Origin of the sequence: Brevibacterium zhoupengii (assembly GCF_021117425.1) — a bacterium.
In the GTDB taxonomy this organism is placed as follows: domain Bacteria; phylum Actinomycetota; class Actinomycetes; order Actinomycetales; family Brevibacteriaceae; genus Brevibacterium; species Brevibacterium zhoupengii.
In genome coordinates this window covers 3692341-3712284 of record NZ_CP088298.1, presented here as the reverse complement: position 1 = coordinate 3712284, position 19944 = coordinate 3692341, and the positions used below count along the sequence as shown (strand labels likewise).

Genomic DNA, 19944 nt, shown 5'->3' with positions numbered 1-19944 from the left:
CGAGAAGCGGCGCAGGGTCGCTGCGCCGCTTCTCGACTGATCAATTCTGCAGGTCAGTGGCCAAGTTTCAGCCTTCAACCTTGATCGAATCGATGACGGTTTCGATCTGCGAACGCAGGTCGTCAGACAATGGGGCCGAGCCAGCGGAGTCTGCTGCCGACTTCTGTCCTTCCTCGGAGACGACGAACTTCTCCCAGGCCTTGACCATGTCCACGGTCTCCTGGTCCTTGTAGGACGAGCAGACGACGTGGTAGGACACGAGGACGATCGGGTAGGCGCCCGACTCGGTGGTGTCGCGAGCCAGGTCGAAGGCGAGGTCGCCTTCGGTGCGGCCCTCGACCTTGTCGGAAGCGTCGACGACCTTCGAAGCGGCATCGGCGGAGAGCTCGACGTATTCGTCGCCGACCTTGACCTTGGCCTTGCTCAGCGAACCGACAGCGGAGGCGTCAGCGTAGCCGATGGCTCCATCGGTGTCGGAGACGGTCTGCACGACACCATCGGTGCCCTGTGCGGCCTCGCCACCGAAGTCCTTCGGGAAGTCTCCGCTGACCTCAGCGTCCCAGTCCTTCTCGGCTGTGGCCTTGAGGTACTCGGCGAAGTTCTCCGTGGTGCCGGAGTCATCGGCGCGGTGGACGGCGGTGATCTTCGTGTCAGGCAGATCGGCATCCGGGTTGTCGGCCTTGATCGCCTTGTCGTTCCACTTGCTGATTTCGCCCTTGAAGATCTTGGCGATGGTTGCAGGTGCGAGGTTGAGTTCGTCGACGCCTTCGACGTTGAACGCCACTGCGATCGGGGAGATGTAGACGGGGAACTCGTAGGCTCCATCGGCGCCGCAGGCTTCCTTGCCCTGCTTGACTTCGTCATCGTCGAGGTGAGCGTCAGAACCGGCGAACTGAGCGTTTCCAGCCAGGAACTGCTCGCGGCCTGCACCCGAGCCATCGGGGGAGTAGTTGACAGTCACGCCGGAGTTCTCCGCGGCGAAGTCGGCGGTCCAGGCGTCCATCGCAGCCTTCTGCGAGGAAGCGCCGATGCCGGTGAGGGTGCCCTGCAGGTCGCTGTCGCCACCGCTGCTTGCTTCCTCTCCGGTGGCGGAGGTTCCGCCACATGCCGACAGGGTGAGTGCGCCGGCTGCGAGGATTGCAGCGGAGGGTGCCAGGTGCTTCAGCTTCACGAAGATGCCTTTCGAATATGAGAACACTGTTCGAGGTTGCTCGATCTTTCGTGTTACACGCTAAGGATCGTGTGTAAAGCTCGGGGAGTGGCAAAGTGAATGGAAGATGAATGGATCCTGAAGGCTTCAAGTCCGGGTGAGTGCTCCATCACAGGCACCCGCGAATTCATGAAAGGATCATTGTCGGGACGACAAGTCGGAGGGGCGAAGCTCCGAATTTCGGATGACGCTGTGACCAGTCATTACGGGCGAAGTCCAGTGGCGAACACGCTGAAATCTTGAGGCAAACACGCCGAAACCCGGGCGCAAACAAGCCCAGGACCAGCCACGAACACGCCCAGCCTCAGGCGTCGATCGGGCGGATCCGTTCGAACTCGACGATGCGAGGCACAGCCCCCGGACGCACATACGCGACGATGATCTCACCGGGTTTGAGGTAGGGGTCCTCCTGCGGCAGCTTCTCAGCGATGCGCTGCGGGGCATGCTTGGCATAGACCGCGAGGATCAGCGGCAGGACCGGGCGGTGGGTGCAGTAGATGACCGGCTTGCCCTTCTCCAACAGCTTCTCGATGAACCGCGAGGTCTTGTCGGGGTTCGCCGAACTTGCCTTCTCACTCAGGCACGAGACCTTCCTGATCGACTTGCCCGTCGCCGCAGACAAGGGGGTCAGCGTGGCCACACACCGCTTCCACGGACTCGAGATCAGCTTCTTCGTCCCCCATGCCGAGAGCAGCCCGGTCAGTGCCATGGCCTGGCGGGTGCCCAGCGCCAGCAGCGGGCGCACGTGCTCCGTCTCATGCCACTTCGCGCGGGGAAAGGCCTTACCGTGCCGGACGAGGATCAGCGGCCAGGCGCGCAGCGCGTTGGTCGCATCGTACTTCTCCAGGGCATCGAGTTGGTCGCGATCGGCATAGGAAGTCAGCTTCGTGCGAGCCTCGCCGACGGGAAACCATCCCACCTCATCGACCTCGGCCTTGCTCATCGGCGCGAAGGTGTGATCGCTCTTGACCTGAGCCGACCAGTAGAAGACCTTCTTGAGGTTCTTTCCCCCGACCATGTACTCGGCTGAGGGCAGGGGAACGCCGAGGGTGATGTCGAGTCCCGTCTCCTCTTTGACCTCACGAACAGCAGTCTCGGGAAGGGTCTCTCCGGATTCGACCTTGCCCTTGGGCCAGGACCAGTCGTTGTAGCGGGGGCGGTGGATGAGTGCGACCTCAATGCCTTCGCTGCCCTGGCGCCAGCACAGGGCCCCGGCGGCGAGGATATCGGCGGTGACGCGCGAGGATGCCTGCGCGGAACCGACCGATTTCGCGCTCAAGCCTCTTCCCCGATCTGTCGGCGCTTGCGATGTCGGCGGATGAGCTCCGTCTGATACTCGGCGAGACGGTTGCCCTCATCGTCGTGGGTGCTGCGCGTCCACTTGCCGTCGGCGGCGAGGTCGAACGCCGAGGTGGTGTCCGCGAAGGCGAGATCGAAGAGTTCGATGATCTCGGCCTTGTGATTCGGGGCGACGAGTTCGACGAGCGTTTCGACGCGTCGGTCGAGGTTGCGGTGCATCATGTCCGCCGAGCCGATGTAGACGAGCGGATCGCCGTTGTTGCCGAAGACGAAGGTCCGCGAATGTTCGAGGAAGCGGCCGAGGACGGAGCGCACGGTGATGTTCTCACTCACCCCGGGGATGCCCGGTCGCAGGGCGCAGATGCCGCGGACGAAGACCTCGACCTTGACCCCGGCGCGGGAGGCCATGTAGAGGGCATCGATGATCGCCTCATCGACGATGGAGTTGACCTTGATCCGGATCATGCCCTCACCGCCCGCCTCGGCGATGGCGATCTCCTTGTCGATGAGCTCGGTCAGTCCCGACCGGACCCGTGTGGGTGCGACGAGCAGACGCGAATACTCGGCCAAGGGAGCGTATCCGGAGAGCTGGTTGAACAGCTTCGTCAGGTCATCGGCGACGTTCTTGTCCTTGGTCAGCAGCCCGAAGTCCTCGTACCCGCGCGCGGTCTTCGGGTGGTAGTTTCCGGTGCCGACGTGGCAGTAGCGGGCCAGACCCTCGGCCTCCTGACGGACGACGAGGGAGAGCTTCGCGTGGGTCTTGAGGCCGACGATTCCGTAGACGACATGGACACCGGCGCGTTCGAGCTTGCGCGCCCAGGTGATGTTGGCCTCCTCATCGAAGCGAGCCTTGATCTCGACGACGGCGAGGACCTGGATGCCTGCCTGTGCGGCGTCGACGAGGGCATCGATGATCGGGGAGTCACCTGAGGTCCGGTAGAGCGTCTGCTTGATGGCGAGCACGTTCTTGTCCGCGGCCGCCTGCTCGAGGAACGCCTGCACGCTCGTGGAGAACGAGTCGTAGGGGTGGTGGAGGAGGATGTCGCGATTGCTCACGGCTGCGAAGACGTCGACTTGGTCGCTGGATTCGCGCAGCGACAGATCCTTGTTCATCTGCGGGACCATCTTGCGGAAGTGCAGGTCATCGCGGGGGACATCGGCGATGTCTGACATGCCGGAGAGGTCGAGCGGGGTCGGCAGCTGGTAGATCTCGTTCTCGTCGATGCCGAGTTCGTCCTTGAGCATCTCGCGGACGCGGGGATGGATGTTCTCCGTGATCTCCAACCTCACCGCCGGACCGAAGCGACGGCGCAGGAGCTCCTTCTCCAGAGCCTTGAGGAGGTTCTCCGCATCGTCCTCTTCGACCTCGACGTCCTCATTGCGGGTGACGCGGAAGGTCGAGTGGTGGATGATCTCCATCCCCTCGAAGAGAGTGTCGAGGTGCTCGGCGATGATGTCTTCGAGCGCGACGAAGCGGGCGGGGACATCGCGGCCGACGGGGCGGTCCGTGGCCGTGGCGACATTGAAGAACCGGGGCAGGCGCGGCGGCACCTTGACCCGGGCGAAGAGCTCCTTGCCGGAGTCCGGGTAGCGCAGAAGGACGCCGAGGTTGAGCGAGAGTCCCGAGATATAGGGGAACGGGTGGGCCGGGTCCACCGCGAGCGGGGTGAGGACGGGGAAGACATGGCCGGCGAAGAATTCGTCGACCCGGGCACGTTCGTCTTCGGTGAGCTCGTCCACCTGGACCTTCGTGATCGACTCCGCATCGAGGCGGGGCCCGATGTCGTCCTTGAGCAGGGCGGCATGGCGGGTCATGAGTTCGTGGGCCCGGACCCCGATCGCGTGCATCACCTGCAGCGGCATCCGCCCGGTGACGCTGGGCACGGCCAGGCCGGTGTTGATGCGGCGTTTGAGGCCGGCGACGCGGACCATGAAGAACTCGTCGAGGTTGGTTGCGAAGATCGAGAGGAAGCGGACCCTCTCCAGCAGCGGCATGTCAGGGTCTGAGGCGAGGTCGAGGACACGCTCGTTGAACGCCAACCAGCTGAGTTCTCGGTCGAGGAATCGATCCTCCGGATCCGGCAGACCCAGTTCCGCTCCGACTGCGCTGATGTCGTACATCGCTCTACTCCTGATTGCGTTCGGTCGAGGAAGCCGGCGCATAGGACACATGCGCCACCGCGACATGGAATCCCAGCCGCTCGTACAAGCCTAGCGCCGGTGCGTTGTCGGACTCGACGTAGAGTTCGATCACCTTCGCTCCGGCAGCCACCATCCGCCGCATGCCTTCGATCGTCAGTGCCTTGCCCACGCCTTTGGCATGGACGCTCGGATCGACCCCGACAACATAGACCTCGCCGAGGCGGCCCTCATCATCGAAGTCCGTGAGCTTGGTCTGGTGGAATCCGATGACCTGATCATCTCGGGTGGCGAGGATCACCGAATCCGGATCGAAGTCGGGCGCCTGGATGATCTCGGCGAAGTCCTCCGCCGTCTGCGACCCCTGCTCAGGGTGCCAGTCGAAGGCCGCATTGTTGACCTGCCGCCACCCCTCCTCATCGCCCGGGGAAAAGGACCGGATCGTGACGTTGTCGGGGGCCGAGGTCTGCGGCAGGTCGTCCAGGTTGAGGCCGGACTCGGTGCGCATCTGATAGAGCACCCGGTCGCGGCCCAGCCCGTGCTTGTCTGCGAGTCTTTGGGCTGCGGGGTGGTCGCCGTGCGACCAGCACCAGGAGGAGGGTTCCTCGTCGAGGATCGTCGACAGCAGCTCCTCGCCGAGGCCCTGGCCGCGATGATCAGGGGCGATGAGGAATTCGGCCGCATGGCGATCGCCCTGCAGGGCGCGGATGCCGAAACCGATGAGAGCGTCGTCGGCGTAGACCCGCCAGACGCTCGACGCCGTCTGTGCCGAATGCGATTCGTCCTCACCGGTGGCGATGGCCAGAAGCCCGCCGGAGATCTCGGCGGACCCATCGGCCGCTGCCACGTGGTCCAGGAAGGTCAGCTCCGCCTCGGCGAGGGTGGCGATCGGGGTCCCCATCACGGCTCCGCTGGCTTCGATTCTCATACCTTCAGGTCCTCCTCGTTCGACTCCGGCTGTGCTTCAGGTGGCGATTCTTCGTCGGGTTCCGACGCCTTGTCGGGTTCCGACTTGTCGTCGGTGCTTGGGACTGCTCCACCGTCGTGGGCAGCCGCGGGGTCATCGTGAACGTTAGCGGAGTCTCCGCGGGCTGCTGCTGAGTCGGGGCTGAAACGGTAGCCGACGTAGCGCACGGTGTGGATGGCGTTCTCAAAGTCTTTGCCGAGTTTCGCACGCACACGGCGGACATGCACATCGACGGTGCGGGTGCCGCCGTAGTAGTCGTCTCCCCATACCTCGAGCAGAATCTCATCACGGGTGAAGACGCGCTCGGGGTGCATGGCGAAGAACTTCAGCAGGGCGAATTCGCGGTAGGTCAGGTCGAGGCTGCGTTTGCCGAGGTGCGCGGTGAATGCGGTCTCATCGATGCGCAGGGCGCCGCTGACGACGACCATGGGGTCGCCCTCGCTGATCCACGGGCCACCGCCGTATGCAGCCTCGGCGCGTGAGGTTCCCGACGTGGCCACGGTCGCCGCTGTGCTCGCGCCGCCGCCTCCTCCTCGCGATGCACCCTCGTGTGACGGCGTCGACAGGTGGTGGTCACGGGCCAGACGCAGGCGGGCCTCCACCTCGGCGGGGCCAGCGGTGGTGAGGACGATATCGGACACATTCCACTTCGCCGAGGCGGTCGCCAGGCCGCCTTCACTGAGCACGACGACGATCGGAGCACTGATGTGAGCCCGCGCCACCGCCTCGGCGATGGCAGGGGCCAAGGACAGGTCAAGGCAGGCATCGGCGACGATGACGTCGGCAGCACTCAGATCGGTGCGTGCCGAGTTCAGCTGATCGAGGCCGAGGCGTTCGACTTGATGGCCGAGGTACTGCAGGGATTCCGGGGCCAGTGGGGATTCGAGTCGGGCGGTGGGGCAGATGTGCAGGATTCGCATGCGCTCCACCCACCTCCTCTGACTCGGTGCGGCCGCAGAAGATGCGGCCTGGGGAAAGTATACCGAGGGTGCGAAGGTGTGCTTTCCCAAAGCCGGGAAGGGAAGGGCGCTGAGTCGCTGGAGAGGAGGAGTCAGTTATGCGCTCGGCTTGCGTCCTGCCGTGTATGTCAGTGAGAAGAAGCGCGCACGGAATTCGGGGTCACTGAGCATGGCGCGATAGCGGTCCATATCCGTCGTGCTCAGCCCCGTGGCCAGGAGCGGTGCCTCGGCCTGCTTGCTGAGGTTGGATTGGTAGACGGCCCAGGGGCCGCCGCCGCGGGCAAGCGGGACGAGGTGCTCTGCGAAAACCTCGCTGAGCCCGGCACCGAACATGGCTGCCTCGGTCTGCTCGGCCCACAGATAGTCGTGTCCGGCGGCCGGACCGACCTGCCGGTACGCCGCATCATTGTACTTGCGCCAGACATCATGATCGGTTTCCTCCGGGGCCACCAGCAGCTCGTCGGCGAGGCCGACGTCGGCGAGAACGAGCCAACCTCCGGGTGCCAGCTCATCGATGAGCTGGGCGAATATCTCTCGTCGCGCGGGCAGGTGGGTGAGGACGAGCCGTGCGTGGATGAGGTCGAAGGGGCCGGCGGGGACTCCCTCGCGAATGTCGTGACGGTGCGGTTCGACTCCGGGCGTTCGCGGCAGGTGTGTTGTGTCGAGGTCGATCGCCACCACCTGCCCGCCGGTCTGCTCGGCGATCATCCGGGCCACTGAGCCGTTTCCTGCCCCGATCTCCAGACACTGCGGTGATGCGGGGAGGGGCAGGGTGCTCAGGACCGAACGGGTGGTCCCGTCGAAGAGGGCGGAGAGTGAATTGAGCTGCTGCGCTCCGAGGTCCGAGCCGATGTCGAAGTGATGCTGGTCGTCTGTTGAGGTTGGCTTCATGGTTGTCATGGTGTCCTCCGTTGCTGCCCGTCCGGGCCTGGGCTCTGCACGATGTGGATGAACTGGTGCGATCCGTTTGACCTTGTTCGATCTGTTTGAACTGGTGCGAATCAGCGTAGGTCGGTGTCCGAAGGCGTGACCAGGGTCGGCCGTGACTCATGCCCGATGCCCGCGAATGGAGGTCTGGTGACTGTGAAAGGCGGCCTGTTGTCTGTCAAGGGCGGCTTGCTGCCCGTGACAGTCGGTGATCGCGGGTGATTGGAGCCTCGGTGAGGGATCGCCGATACCTGCTCAAATCGCGTACTCGCGGCCGAGTAAGGCACGATAGTGCTGTGATCAGATGGATTCGAGTAGCTGTTGCCCTGGTACTGGCCCTGGCCCTCAGTGCCTCCGTGTACTGGGGCTACACCTTGTTCCTGCTTGCGACGGGACTCATCGTCTTCGGTGTCGCCTACGGTTGGCCGCGGCTCACGGACTCGCCGCAGCCCCGAGCGACCTCGATCATGCTCTTCCTCTTCGGCGTGGCCGGACTGCTCGCGGCGTTCCGCGACGACACGGCACCCTATCTGGACTGGCTCCCGGTCCTGGCGGGTCTCGGTCTGCTGTGGACCTTCGTGCAGAACCTCACCCGTGGGATGGGGGCTTCGGACGCCGTGGCCAACGTCTCGGCGCAGGTCGCGGGCGTGGTCATCGCCTTGTCCGCGAGTACGTGGGTCGCAGCGATCACCGTGCCCGGAGACAAAGAATCCATCGTCGTGGGTCTCATCTCGCTCATCGTCGCAGGCTGCATGACGGCCCTGCCCTGGCCTGCGATCTACACTTCACCGCTGGCGATTGCGATGTCGACCGCGGTTGCTGGGATCCTCTCGGTCCTCATCTTCCAAAGTTCTCTCAGCTTGCCTGTCGCGCTGATCCTCGGTGCTGTCATGGGCCTCCTGGTCGCCGGCGTCGACCGCATGCTCGGGCTCATCGCCCACAGCAAATATCAGGCCGTGAGCCTTGAGCTGTCCCAGAACATCGAGCTGAAGAAGAACGTGGAGAAGGCTCGCAGCTTCGCCGTCCAACTCGCGCTCGGCGCGACCCCCATCGCCCTCGGCGGTGTCGTCGTCTACTCCCTCGAGCGCATCGCTCTGTGACCTCGGTCTGAGGCCGGGCGCTCGCCATGCAGACCCCGGGCCGGACCTCGATCTGGGGTCGGGCATTGGGCTCGGGCTGGGTGCGCGCTTCGCGGAATGGAAATGTAGACTGGGAGCATGGATAACCTCGTCGCTCTCGAAATCGTCTTCTCCAGTCTCGTCGGCATTGCCGCACTCGGCGCCCTGGGCGTCGGAGTCAAGGTCGTCACGGCGCTGTTCAAAGACAATCGCTGAACTCAATGATCGAACTTGATTCCTCGGTACATCCCGAGCTCGTTCCCCTGTCCTGGCTGATCGGTTCGTGGGAAGGTGTCGGAGTCGTCGGCTACGCAGACACCCCTGAGAAGCAGTTCGGGCAGCGCGTCGAATTCACCGCCCACCCCGGAACTCCGTTCCTGCAGTACACCGCGCATGCGTGGCTGCTGAGTGAAGACGGCGAATTGGAGTCGACGCTGACCCTGGAGACGGGGATCTGGCAGCTCGTGCGTCCGCGCGATGCCGGTGACGTGGGCCCGGGAATGCTCATTCCGACCGAGGACCCGAGCTTCACCACGGCGGCTGCCGTGGAGACTCTGCGCACCAACGACGATGGATTCGAGATCGAAGCCGAGATCGTCCACCCTCACGGAGTGATGGAACTCTACGCAGGTCACGTGAAGGGACCGCGCATCGACCTCTCCACCGACGTCGTCGCCCGGACCAAGACCGCGAAGGAGTACACGGCCTCGACCCGCATGTACGGCCTCGTCGGAGGAGAGCTGATGTGGGCCTGGGACATGGCCGCGCTGGGTCACGAACTCGCCACCCACTCCTCAGCCCGACTGAAGAAGATTGCCTGAAATGGTCGACCCCGACTCGAACGCACATGACGGCGAAGCCGACGCTGCAGAGACACAGGCAGCGCAGTCGCGTCCCTCATCGCTGAGCCGTCCGCTGAGCTCCACCGCGGTCGTAGGCGAAGGCGAACTGGCGCACACGCCGCTGCACTACGGTTCACCGCTGCGTGAACAGCGGGCACTGCTGGAAAAGGGCGCGATCGTCGATCTGCCTCATCTGCGTGTTCTGCGTCTGAGCGGAGCAGATCGCCTCACCTGGCTGAACTCCATCACCACGCAGAAGCTCGACACACTCGCCCCGGGCGTGGCCACAGAGACTCTGGTCCTTGACCCGAACGGCCGCATCGAAGGCTGGCTGAAGCTCGTCGACGACGGCGAATCGCTGTGGGCGATCAGCGAGCTGCGCACCGACGACACCCTCGAATTCCTGCGCAAGATGGTCTTCATGATGCGGGTGACGATCGAGGACGTCAGCGACGAGTTCCAATGCATCGGCGCACTCGTCACCCTGCCGGACAGCCTGCCGGTGACCCAGCTGTGGACTGACCCCTGGCCGCACATCGGGACCGGCTCGGCCTCGTACGCTCAGGTTGATCTCGGCCTCGGAGTGGCAGGGGAGGATCACCCCGGGCTCGAGACCCAGTTCGTCATCGGCATCATCGCCCGCGCTGACCTGCGGGCCGCCTCGGCGAATGATTTCACGATGGCCGGCTACAACGCTTGGGAAGCACTGCGGATCGCCGCTTGGCGTCCCGGTGTGAACGAAATCGACCACAAGTCGCTCGTCGGCGAACTCGATCTTCTGCGCACCTCGGTGCACCTGGCCAAGGGCTGCTACCGCGGCCAGGAGGCCGTGGCACGCGTGCACAACCTCGGCCAGCCGCCTCGTCGGCTCGTCTTCGTCCATCTCGACGGATCCGGGCACATTCAGCCCGAAGCCGGCGCCGAGGTGCTCGCTGAGGTCCGCGGAGCCGAGCGTTCCGTGGGTCAGCTGTCCTCGGTCGCCCTCCACTGGGAGCTGGGTCCGATCGGTTTGGCAGTGGTCAAGCGCAATCTCTCCGCCGAGGCGGAGCTCAGCTTCGATCTCGGTGAGGATGCGGCCCGTGTGGTCGGAGCTCAGGAGACGATCGTCGCGCCCGTGCGCGAACACGATCTCGACCTGCCCAGCCGCAACAGAGACGTCGACATGCGCAATCAGAACCGCTGAATTTCGACCTCGACGGAAACCGCGGGTGAATCTGCAGCCTCGGTTCGCTCAGCGGTCTGGAACCGTTGTGTGAGCACGTTCTGCATGCTCTGACAGCTGCACCGACGGCAACGGAATCCGCATCGTCTGGTTCCGAGTTTCACGTGATCTGACCAGCCTGCGGACGGTAAGTGACAAGAACCGTCGATAGGCTCTAATCTTCTCGTTATGACAGCTTTGGAAATTGGCGGCGAAGCTCTGCCGCAGGAACGTAAGATCGTCACCGAGATCCCCGGGCCGAAGTCCCGTGAGATCGAGGAACGACGCAAGTCGGCAGTAGCACCGGGAGTCGGCTCGAGCCTGCCCGCCTATATCGTCGCCGCCGGCGGCGGAATCCTCAAGGACGTCGACGGCAACCAGATCATCGACCTGGGTGCAGGCATCGCCGTGACGACCGCCGGAAACTCGAACCCCCGCGTGGTCAAGGGTGCAACAGAACAGCTCGAAGCGTTCACCCACACCTGCTTCATGGTCAATCCGTACGAGGGTTATGTCGAGGTTGCCGAGGCGCTCAACCGCCTGACACCCGGCGATCACGAGAAGCGTTCGATCCTGCTCAACTCCGGCGCCGAGGCTGTCGAGAACGCCGTCAAGATCGCCCGTGCCCACACCGGCCGCGATGCGGTCGTCGTGTTCGACCACGCCTACCACGGTCGCACCAACCTGACCATGTCGATGACCGCGAAGGCCGCTCCCTACAAGGCCGGTTTCGGTCCGTTCGCCGGTGAGGTCTACCGCGCCCCCATGTCCTACCCGTTCCGCGACAACGACGCGGCCGGCACCAAGGTCAGCGGCGAGGATGCGGCCAAGCGCGTCATCACCATGATCGAGAAGCAGATCGGCTCCGAATACGTCGCCGCGATCGTCATCGAACCCATCCAGGGTGAGGGCGGCTTCATCGTCCCGGCCGAAGGCTTCCTGCCGACGCTGGTCGAGTACGCCCGCGAGAAGGGCATCGTCTTCGTCGCCGACGAGGTCCAGGCCGGCTTCGCTCGCACGGGCAAGATGTTCGCCTCCGAATGGGAGGGCATCGTCCCCGACCTCATCACCACGGCGAAGGGCATCGCCGGCGGTCTGCCGCTCTCGGCCGTGACCGGTCGCGCGGAGATCATGGACTCGGTCGGACCGGGTCGCCTCGGCGGCACCTACGGCGGCAACCCTGTCGCCTGTGCGGCTGCCCTGGGCGCCATCGAGTCCTACGAAAACGACGGCCTCGTTGAGAACGCCACTCACATCGGCGAGATCATCACCGAACGTCTCACCAAGCTCCAGAGCACGTATCCGGAGGTCGGTGACATCCGCGGCCGTGGTGCCATGATCGCCGCCGAGTTCGTCGCGCACGACTCGATCGATCCGAACCCCGACCTGGTCAAGAAGATCGCCGACTACTGTGCGAACAACGGCGTCCTCGTGCTCACCACGGGAACCTTCGGCAACATCCTGCGTTTCCTGCCACCGCTGGCGATCTCCGACGAACTGCTCAATGAGGCATTCGACGTCATCGAAGCAGGCCTCGGCGAGATCCTCGGCTGAGGAGAAGTCCCAGGCTCGACCTGAGCCAGAGCGCCCAAACTCGCTCCAGAACCTGACGGCGGCCCAGCTACCAAGTACTTGGTAGCTGGGCCGCCGTCAGCGTGTTGTGGAGTGGTGCTCAACCGCGGTGATATCACCAGGTCAAGGAGACGGGGTGATATCACCGGTTCCAAAGGGGGATGGTCCGGGTTGTGCACGAGGGGCGTGCTGCTGTGGGGAGTGCCTTTGCAAGGCTAGCCTGCTTGCCGCGAACGGGCATCGCACGTAAGTATGAGATCCGCCGGCTACGGCGGGAACGAGGGTATAGCACAATAGGCTCCATGACATCAGCGACAGACGACGGCACCATGAGTACGCCCAACAGATTGTGGCTCGTATTCCGTGGACGGCGCTTCGTGGATCTGCCTATGCGGCTTCTTGCACTCATCATGGGGCTGACTGTGCTGATTCCGGGATCGTTCGAGATCGATGAACCTCGATACATGGTCCTCCTCGTCTGTGCCTATGCTCTGATCGTTCTCTCCCCGTTTCTCCCTTTGGCGACGGTGTTCGTCTCGACAGGGCTGAGCCTCGTCTTCGTCGTGCTCTATCCCGACCTGGAGAATATGTTCCCCGAGGCGCTCATCTTCGCCATTGCTGTACTGCTCAGCCACCGGCGTTGGGTCGGCTCTGCCATCGGCACAGTGGGACTGGTCGTCTATCTCATCACGTGCACCGAGCTGGCGGCCTACGACGGCGGCATTGCGGGGTTCATCGACTTCGGATACGGCTGGCTCACGTACTCACTGATCGGTTTGGCCGCCGGATTCGTCGAACTGAGGATCCAACGCGAGATCCGTCGCCGGGAGCGCGCCGCCGTGGAACACCAGCAGGCCGTGGAGTCGTTGCGTGCTCGCTTCACCAGCGATATGCACGACACAATCTCGAACTCACTCGCAACAGAGGGCGCAATCATCAAGGCATTGGCCAGGGGGTCGCGGGATCTCGGCACCAACCGTCAGCTCGCCGAGCTCGCCCTGGTCAACACCGAGGCGTCGAAGCGCCTGCGCCAGCTCGTCACTCAACTCAGTGACGGAGACGAGCGACAGACCAGGATTCGGCTGCAGGCCGAGGCGAAGGCACTGGCCACGTCCATTGAGAACGGCTGTGCCGCCGGCGGTGTGTCGTTGACGCTCAATGTCGGCACCTTGCCCCGATTTGCCTCCCCGGTGCTGGGAGCACATTTCACCGCAATCATGCGGGAGCTGGCGACGAACGTCATCCGACACTCCCTGCCGGGAACCGAATCGAGTCTGACCGTGGACGTGGATCGTGAGGGACCTGACGCGGCTGTCCTGCGTTTCCGCACGGAGAATGAGGCTGCGGCGTCGCTGACGCGTCCGCCTCGATCTCTCAGTCGGCGCGCTCAGGCTTTGGGCGGGTCTTGCACCACGGGATCGACTCACCAGGGGCGCGTCGTCGTCGAAGTCGTTCAGCCACTCAGGTTTCACGCCTCGGGTGACGGAGACGAGGTTGACGCAGTCTGTGCCCGCGACGATTTCACCGCAGCGGAGTCCTCTGCAGCGCCTCTCGGAACGAGTGCCGACCGCGACGTATCGGCGGCGAAGAGCGAGAGGGTGTGAGCGGTTTGGTCGGGTCGGAGATCGACAGCTCGCCAGCAGACGATCGCATAGTCGTGCTCATCGTCGACGACGATTCGTGGACGACGAGAGCCGTGGCGGCAGCTCTTGTCGACGACGGAGGGTTCACAGTTCTCGAACCTCAGCACTCCGGTGAGGACGCAATCGAAGCGTTCGATCGCCATCGCCCGGATCTTGTCCTCATGGATGTCAACATGCATCCGGGTATGAGCGGCGTCGATGCGGCCAGGGAGATCATGTGTCTCGACCCGGAGGCGACGATCGTTGTGCTGACCACTGTTTCGCCCGGGCCGGGCATCACACGAGCTCTCGAGGCCGGTGCGATAGCGGCGGTGAACAAGTCCGCCACAGATGCCGAACTCGTTCGCGTCGCGCGAGCGGCAGTCGCTGGAGAGTCTCCGGCCCTGCTGCGATCCTTGGCGGAGGACATCATGATCAGCGGCGACATCGCCTCGGACGGTTCGAGCGCGGTGCCGACTCTGACTCCGAGCGAGAAGCTCCTGCTGCGTCAGATCTGTGAGGGGATGGATTACTCGGAGATCGCCGCACAACAGGTCGTCACCGTCTATACGGTGAAGTCCCACGCCAGGAATCTGCGGATCAAGCTGGATGCGAAGAATCTGGCGCAACTCGTCATCCGTGCCATCCAACATAAGTTCTACGTTCCGGAATGACGAAGTTCATCGGAATGTCTGAAGCACAATCAGGTTCGGCAGCTGCCGGGGTCACGAGGTGTGTGGGTGCGCCGTTGACTACAGTGGGTGTATGAGTGAATCGAATTCCCTGCGCGTCTCCCGCCTGTTGCGCGAGACCGCGGGGTTTCTGCTTCCCCTGACCCAGGCCGAAACCGACGTTGAAGTCACTCGCATCGAGTTCGACCTCGATCTCGACCTCGACCTCAGAGCTTCGGTTGGTGTTCTGGGTTCTCCCGCTGAACTCGCAGGGGCAGTCGTCCTCGTCACCGAAACCGTGGACAGTCCAGGCAGGCTCAATACGATCCGTGCGCAGTACTCGGGTGCCGCGGCACTCGTCGTTTCGCCGGGAACGCACGCCCACCTCGGCGAGGGGACAGACACGTCAGCGCCGCCCATTCTGCTGGAACGCTCCACCGGCGTGACCTGGTCCGAGGTGCTGGTCCATCTGCGGCAGCTCAACGAGGGTGCCTCGAGCGCCCTGGCCTGGCCAGATGTCGATGACCTCAGTGCGCTGGCCGCGGTCATCGCGGAGATGACGGGTGCATCGATCACGATCGAGGACCCGGCCTCGCGAGTGCTTGCGCACTCCAACCTCGGCGATGAGATCGATGACATTCGACGCGAGACCATCCTCTCCGGAGCAATCCCCGACTGGCGCATCGCAGAACTCGAGAAATCCGGGTTCCTCGACGTCGTGCGCCGTTCGACCGACGTGGTCGAGCGACCGGCTGCCGGGACTACTCCTGCCCGGTCGGTCATCGCCCTGCGCAGCGAGGGTGAGCTGCTCGGCACGATCTGGGCCGCCTACCCGGATGCGGTGGATCCCGCGTCCCTGCGCGAAGTCCTCCGGGATGCCGCCCGTGCGGCTGTTCCGGTGATGCTGCGGACCCTGCGCCGCTCCCCGTTCGAGAAGCGCATCCGCCGCGAGGCTCTCGGCTCGATCCTCGGCGGATCGCCGGACTTGGGACCGGCCGCAACATTGCTCGCGCTGCCCTTCTCTGGGCACTACGCAACCCTGTCCTTCGCCGAGGTGGCCCCCGACCGAGAGCCCGTGCTGAGGTTTCATCTGCGGGCCGCCTTCGCCGATGCCGTGCTCGCCCATGTGGGGACCGACGGCCATCTGGCCGTGCTCGTGCACATGAGTGAGAGTCTCACCGCCGCCGCCATCAGAGACCACGTCGTCTCGGCGCTGCAGCGGTCCCTGTCTCAGACCGAGCCGCTGCACTTCGGAGTGGGAACCGCAGTCGAGCGCCTGGACCACGTGCACCGTTCGTGGACCGAGGCGGTGTACGTCGTCGACGCGCTGCTGACCCGCAGGCCCGCGCGCGACGCTTCCAACTCGGAGGACTCCGCGCCCGCCTCCGCCTCCGCGCCCGCCTCCGCGTCCGCGTCGGACCAGGACCTGGTCCGTGGTGCGACGGCCGAGGACGTCGCAGCCGAACTCGTCGGGCTCGAAGCCGCCGATGCTCTCCGTTCTGTGGGACCTCGCATCACCGAGCCTGCCCGATTGCTGGCCGATCATGATGTGAAGCACCAGGGGCAGCTGCTTGAAACCCTGCGGGTGTACTTCGCCACCGTCGGCAACTCCGCCGAGGCATCCCGCCGTCTGCATGTGCACACGAACTCGCTGCGGCACCGTCTCAATCGGATCGAAGAGATCACGGGACTGTCGACGGCAGAGCGCGCAGGACGCCTGTGGCTGGAGTTCGCGGTGCTCGTCTTCGACCGCGAGCAGGCTTGACCAGCTGACCTCGGCGACGGCAGCTGCCGCGGTGACCCCCACATCGGTCAGCTGTGCGTTTCGCACAAGGAACCACGCTGAAGTTTGGCAGATTATTGTCCGTTCGTCCTGGTGGCCGCGTTCTACAGTGGCACCACACCACTAGCGAAGGACAGTATGCGCAGCAGCCAGTCGGGGCCGTCGGTCCAGGTCAGCCGGGATCGAGCGATCAAAGCAGTAGCGAACAGCACGGAGTTAGGCGGCACCGAATCTCCGACGCCGAGGCTCGACGACGAGACCCCGGTCATCGGCCTCATCGATCTCGCTCAGGTCGAAACCGCATACGAGCGCCTGACCTCAGCCTTCGCCGGAGACAACGACGTCCTTCACGCCGTGGCCTGCAAAGCAGTCCCACTGCAGCCGCTGCTGCGCTACTACGCCGAGGTGGGTGCCGGCTGCGAGGTCGCCAGCCCGGGAGAACTCGAACTGGCTCTGACAGCCGGCTTCGCGCCGGAGAACATCGTCTTCGACTCCCCAGCGAAAACCCTGAGTGAGCTCAAGCGCGCCGTTGACCTCGGGGTGTCGATGAACATCGACAACTTCTCCGAACTCGAGCGGCTCGATGCGCTCTTTGAAGGACGAGCCACCTCGGCGACTATGCCAGACTCGACAGCCACCTCGGCGAGGGTAGGGATTCGGATCAATCCGCAGTCGGGGACGGGCACGATCGGTGCGCTGTCCACCGCCACACAGACCTCGAAGTTCGGCATCGGACTGGCCGACCCCGGGGTTCGCGAGGCACTCATCGAGGCCTACCTGGCACGCCCCTGGCTCAACCAGATCCACGTCCACTCGGGGTCCCAGGGGATCAGCCTCGACCAGGCCGCCGCGGGTGTCCAAGCCGTCGTCGAACTGGCACAGGACGTCAACGCGCGCGCCGCGCAGCGGAATCCAGAATCACCCCAGGCAGACGGACGCAGCAGCGCTCGTCAGGTCACCCGCATCGACATCGGCGGGGGACTGCCTGTGAACTTCGCCGGGGAGGACATCACCCCGACCTTCGCCGAATACCGGGCCGTGCTCGAAGAGCAGGTCCCAGACCTGTTCGACTTCGACATCATCACCGAATTCGGCCGCGCACTGCTGGCCAAGGCTGGCACCATCCTCACCCACGTCGAATACGCGAAGACCACCGGTGACCGCCGCATCGCCATGACCCACGCCGGCGTCCAGGTCGCCACCCGCACGGCCTACGCCCCCGCCGACTGGCCGCTGCGGATCCTCCCCTTCGACCCCGATGGCACCCCCAAATCCGCCGAGGAGGTGCCCACCGATGTCGCCGGCCCCGCCTGCTTCGCCGGTGACCTCCTCGCCCGTGATCGCATGCTCCCGCGCCTCGAGGCCGGCGACATCGTGGCCGTGCCCGACACCGGCGCCTACTACTTCTCCAACCCGTTCTCCTACAACCTGCTCCCGCGGGTTCCGGTGTTCGGGTACCGGGTGAGCCCGGCCTCCGTGGACGCGTACGCCGACGTCCACGACCACCTCGGCGCCGAAGCTCACGACCACCTCGGCGAAGGCGAGATCGAGTTCTCACTCATCCGGCGCGGACAGACCATCGCAGAGGTCCTCGCCGAGGCGGGAGAAGTTCGGATTCAGCCGCTGCAGACCGGATGGCCGAAAGCGGGTGAGAATGGCGCGAAACGACAGGGCGCGCTTGCCCCGAATTGAGTTCGTGAGAACTTAAGATGAAGTGTGAGCAGGCTCTCACCTGCAACGACTGATAACTGAATCTCCATAACGAGACAAAGGACAATGATGTTCGCTCCACATAAGCTGCGCAGGCGGCTGGTAACAGGCCTTGCTGGTCTGGCCGGGCTGGCCTTGGTCGGCTCCATGGCCACGGCTCCCGTTCAGGCTGCGACCGAAGAAGCAGACGACTCAAAGGTGCTGCGGATCGCCACGGACGGGTTCATCGACTCGTTCAATCCGTTCACCTCGTTCTATCTGATGCCGACGAATACGTTCAAGTACATGTATGAGAACCTCGTCGCCAACAGTGCCGAGGACACGCAGGTCTCGGAGGGCCTCGCCACCGAATGGGACACCGATTCCGAGGGCAAGGTCTGGACGTACAAGATGCGTCCCGATATGAAGTGGTCCGATGATGAACCGCTCACCTCCGAAGACGTCGCCTGGACATACAACCAGATCATGAAAAAGGAGGAGATGGCGGTCGCCAACGGCGCCCTCGTGGAGAACTTCGACAAGGTCGAAGCCCCTGATGAGTCCACGTTGGTCATCACGCTCAAGGAGCCCCAGGCGAACAATCCCGGCCAGGAGATTCCCGTCGTGCCGGAGCACATCTGGTCGAAGGTCGACAAACCGGGTGAGTTCAAGAACGAAGAGGACACCGTCGGCTCGGGACCGTTCCAGCTCGAGAGCTACGAAGCGAACAAGTCCGTCACGCTCAAGGCCAACCCGAACTTCTGGCGTGGCAAGCCCAACCTCGACAAGATTCAGTACCGCTACTACACGAACTCCGACGCTCAGGTCCAGGCGATCCGCTCGGGCGAGGTCGACTTCATCACCGGCCTGACACCCGAACAGTTCAAGGCGATCGAAAGCGCCGAGAACGTTGAGACCAATGAGGGCAACGGCCGCAGGTTCCAGGGAATCTCCATCAACTCCGGACTCGCCGACGCCGACAACAAGGAATTCGGCACCGGTCACGAGGCGCTCAAGGACAAGAAGGTCCGACAGGCCATCCGAGCGGGCATCGACATCGACACCCTGCGTGACCAAGTGCTGCAGGACTACGGACAGCCGGCCACGAGCTTCGTGCCTTCTGTGTATGAGACATGGGCGCTTCCCAAGGACGATCCGGCGATCACCGGCTTCAACGTCGACAAGGCCAAGAAGCTGCTTGACGACGCCGGCTGGAAGGAAGGCTCCGACGGCATCCGCGAGAAGGACGGCGAAAAGCTTCAGCTGCGCTTCCTCACCGATGCCGATGCCACGGTCGAACAGAACACGGCGAAGTTCCTCAAGCCGTGGATGAAGGACATCGGCATCAGCCTCAAGAACGAGGCCAGCGACGTCGACACGGTGTCCGAGCGCACCACCAAGGGTGACTACGACATGTACTTCTCGGGTTGGTCACTCGGCCCGGACCCTGACTACCAACTGTTCATCAACACCTGCGATTCGCGTCCCGATGCCGACGGCAACGGCGGCACCAGCCAGGACGGGTACTGCAACAAGGACTTCGACAAGCTCTACCAGCAGCAGCACGTCGAACTCGATGAGGGCAAGCGCGCCGATCTGGTCCACCAGGCGCTGGCACAGCATTATGAGGACACCGCTTCGATCACGCTGTGGTACCCGAACCAGCTCGAGGCCTTCCGCTCCGATCGGTTCACCGGCTTCACCAAGCAGCCCACCGAAGGCGGCATCATCGCCAACCAGGTCGGCTACTGGGGCTACACCTCGGTCGAACCCGCCAACGCGGAAGACGCTTCCGGCGAAAGCGGCGGCATGGGTGCCGGCGGTTGGATCGGCATCGCCGCCGCAGCAATCGTGGTCATCGGTGGAGGCGGCTTCCTGCTCAGCCGTCGCAAGAAGTCCGACGATCGCGAATAGTCCCATCCTCAGCACCATGGATCTGGGCACC

15 protein-coding genes are annotated in these 19944 nt (G+C 64.1%); 9 read left to right on the top strand and 6 right to left on the bottom strand.

What is annotated here, in order from left to right:
* Positions 1-67 precede the first annotated feature (67 nt).
* The 6 genes from pstS to LQ788_RS16845 form a co-directional block, all read right to left on the bottom strand.
* Positions 68-1171, bottom strand: coding sequence for a phosphate ABC transporter substrate-binding protein PstS (gene pstS / locus LQ788_RS16870; protein WP_231442980.1), 1104 nt, complete (start codon positions 1169-1171; stop codon positions 68-70).
* A 343-nt stretch (positions 1172-1514) separates the two neighbouring features.
* The gene (locus tag LQ788_RS16865; protein WP_231442978.1) at positions 1515-2489 is read right to left on the bottom strand and encodes an NUDIX hydrolase; all 975 of its coding nucleotides are present in this window, start codon (positions 2487-2489) and stop codon (positions 1515-1517) included.
* Positions 2486-4630, bottom strand: coding sequence for an RNA degradosome polyphosphate kinase (locus LQ788_RS16860; RefSeq protein WP_231442976.1), 2145 nt, complete (start codon positions 4628-4630; stop codon positions 2486-2488). Before LQ788_RS16860 ends, LQ788_RS16865 begins: the two co-directional genes overlap by 4 nt.
* A 4-nt stretch (positions 4631-4634) precedes the next feature.
* The gene (gene mshD / locus LQ788_RS16855; RefSeq protein WP_231442974.1) at positions 4635-5576 is read right to left on the bottom strand and encodes a mycothiol synthase; all 942 of its coding nucleotides are present in this window, start codon (positions 5574-5576) and stop codon (positions 4635-4637) included.
* Complete coding sequence (locus tag LQ788_RS16850) at positions 5573-6535, bottom strand: winged helix-turn-helix domain-containing protein (RefSeq protein ID WP_275902076.1); 963 nt, start codon at positions 6533-6535, stop codon at positions 5573-5575. Before LQ788_RS16850 ends, mshD begins: the two co-directional genes overlap by 4 nt.
* 135 nt (positions 6536-6670) lie before the next feature.
* Entirely contained in the window at positions 6671-7474 is an 804-nt protein-coding gene (locus LQ788_RS16845; RefSeq protein WP_231442972.1) for a class I SAM-dependent methyltransferase, read from the bottom strand.
* A 323-nt stretch (positions 7475-7797) separates the two neighbouring features.
* On the opposite strand from LQ788_RS16845, the gene LQ788_RS16840 reads away from it, so the two are divergent.
* The 9 genes from LQ788_RS16840 (at position 7798) to LQ788_RS16800 (ending at position 19913) form a co-directional block, all read left to right on the top strand.
* The gene (locus tag LQ788_RS16840) at positions 7798-8601 is read left to right on the top strand and encodes an ammonia permease (RefSeq protein ID WP_231442970.1); all 804 of its coding nucleotides are present in this window, start codon (positions 7798-7800) and stop codon (positions 8599-8601) included.
* A 239-nt stretch (positions 8602-8840) separates the two neighbouring features.
* On the top strand, positions 8841-9440 hold the full coding sequence (locus tag LQ788_RS16835) for a nitrobindin family protein (RefSeq protein WP_009883682.1): 600 nt from the start codon (positions 8841-8843) through the stop codon (positions 9438-9440).
* 1 nt (position 9441) lies between these two features.
* Positions 9442-10644 carry a CAF17-like 4Fe-4S cluster assembly/insertion protein YgfZ gene (gene ygfZ / locus LQ788_RS16830; protein ID WP_231442968.1) on the top strand — a complete coding sequence of 401 codons (1203 nt, stop codon included), beginning with the start codon at positions 9442-9444 and terminating at the stop codon, positions 10642-10644.
* 207 nt (positions 10645-10851) lie between these two features.
* Positions 10852-12216 (top strand): 4-aminobutyrate--2-oxoglutarate transaminase, encoded by a 1365-nt coding sequence (gene gabT, locus LQ788_RS16825; RefSeq protein ID WP_231442966.1) that lies wholly within the window; start codon positions 10852-10854, stop codon positions 12214-12216.
* A 320-nt stretch (positions 12217-12536) separates the two neighbouring features.
* The gene (locus tag LQ788_RS16820) at positions 12537-13838 is read left to right on the top strand and encodes a sensor histidine kinase (protein ID WP_231442964.1); all 1302 of its coding nucleotides are present in this window, start codon (positions 12537-12539) and stop codon (positions 13836-13838) included.
* Positions 13835-14530: a response regulator gene (locus tag LQ788_RS16815; protein ID WP_231442962.1), complete on the top strand. Its 696-nt coding sequence runs from the start codon at positions 13835-13837 to the stop codon at positions 14528-14530. Before LQ788_RS16820 ends, LQ788_RS16815 begins: the two co-directional genes overlap by 4 nt.
* Before the next feature lie 91 nt (positions 14531-14621).
* Entirely contained in the window at positions 14622-16292 is a 1671-nt protein-coding gene (locus LQ788_RS16810; protein ID WP_231442960.1) for a PucR family transcriptional regulator, read from the top strand.
* Between the two features lie 156 nt (positions 16293-16448).
* Positions 16449-18002, top strand: coding sequence for a type III PLP-dependent enzyme domain-containing protein (locus LQ788_RS16805; protein ID WP_231442958.1), 1554 nt, complete (start codon positions 16449-16451; stop codon positions 18000-18002).
* An 84-nt stretch (positions 18003-18086) separates the two neighbouring features.
* Positions 18087-19913, top strand: a complete 1827-nt coding sequence (locus LQ788_RS16800) for an ABC transporter substrate-binding protein (protein ID WP_231442957.1) — start codon at positions 18087-18089, stop codon at positions 19911-19913.
* Positions 19914-19944: the final 31 nt, after the last annotated feature.

Bases quoted from the DNA above. Each gene is read 5' to 3' on its own strand.
- LQ788_RS16820 (WP_231442964.1), top strand. From the start codon at position 12,537: ATGACATCAGCGACAGACGACGGCACCATGAGTACGCCCAACAGATTG.
- ygfZ (WP_231442968.1), top strand. From the start codon at position 9,442: ATGGTCGACCCCGACTCGAACGCACATGACGGCGAAGCCGACGCTGCA.
- mshD (WP_231442974.1), bottom strand. From the start codon at position 5,576: ATGAGAATCGAAGCCAGCGGAGCCGTGATGGGGACCCCGATCGCCACC.
- LQ788_RS16835 (WP_009883682.1), top strand. From the start codon at position 8,841: ATGATCGAACTTGATTCCTCGGTACATCCCGAGCTCGTTCCCCTGTCC.
- LQ788_RS16845 (WP_231442972.1), bottom strand. From the start codon at position 7,474: ATGACAACCATGAAGCCAACCTCAACAGACGACCAGCATCACTTCGAC.
- LQ788_RS16860 (WP_231442976.1), bottom strand. From the start codon at position 4,630: ATGTACGACATCAGCGCAGTCGGAGCGGAACTGGGTCTGCCGGATCCG.
- LQ788_RS16810 (WP_231442960.1), top strand. From the start codon at position 14,622: ATGAGTGAATCGAATTCCCTGCGCGTCTCCCGCCTGTTGCGCGAGACC.
- LQ788_RS16805 (WP_231442958.1), top strand. From the start codon at position 16,449: ATGCGCAGCAGCCAGTCGGGGCCGTCGGTCCAGGTCAGCCGGGATCGA.
- LQ788_RS16800 (WP_231442957.1), top strand. From the start codon at position 18,087: ATGATGTTCGCTCCACATAAGCTGCGCAGGCGGCTGGTAACAGGCCTT.
- LQ788_RS16850 (WP_275902076.1), bottom strand. From the start codon at position 6,535: ATGCGAATCCTGCACATCTGCCCCACCGCCCGACTCGAATCCCCACTG.
- gabT (WP_231442966.1), top strand. From the start codon at position 10,852: ATGACAGCTTTGGAAATTGGCGGCGAAGCTCTGCCGCAGGAACGTAAG.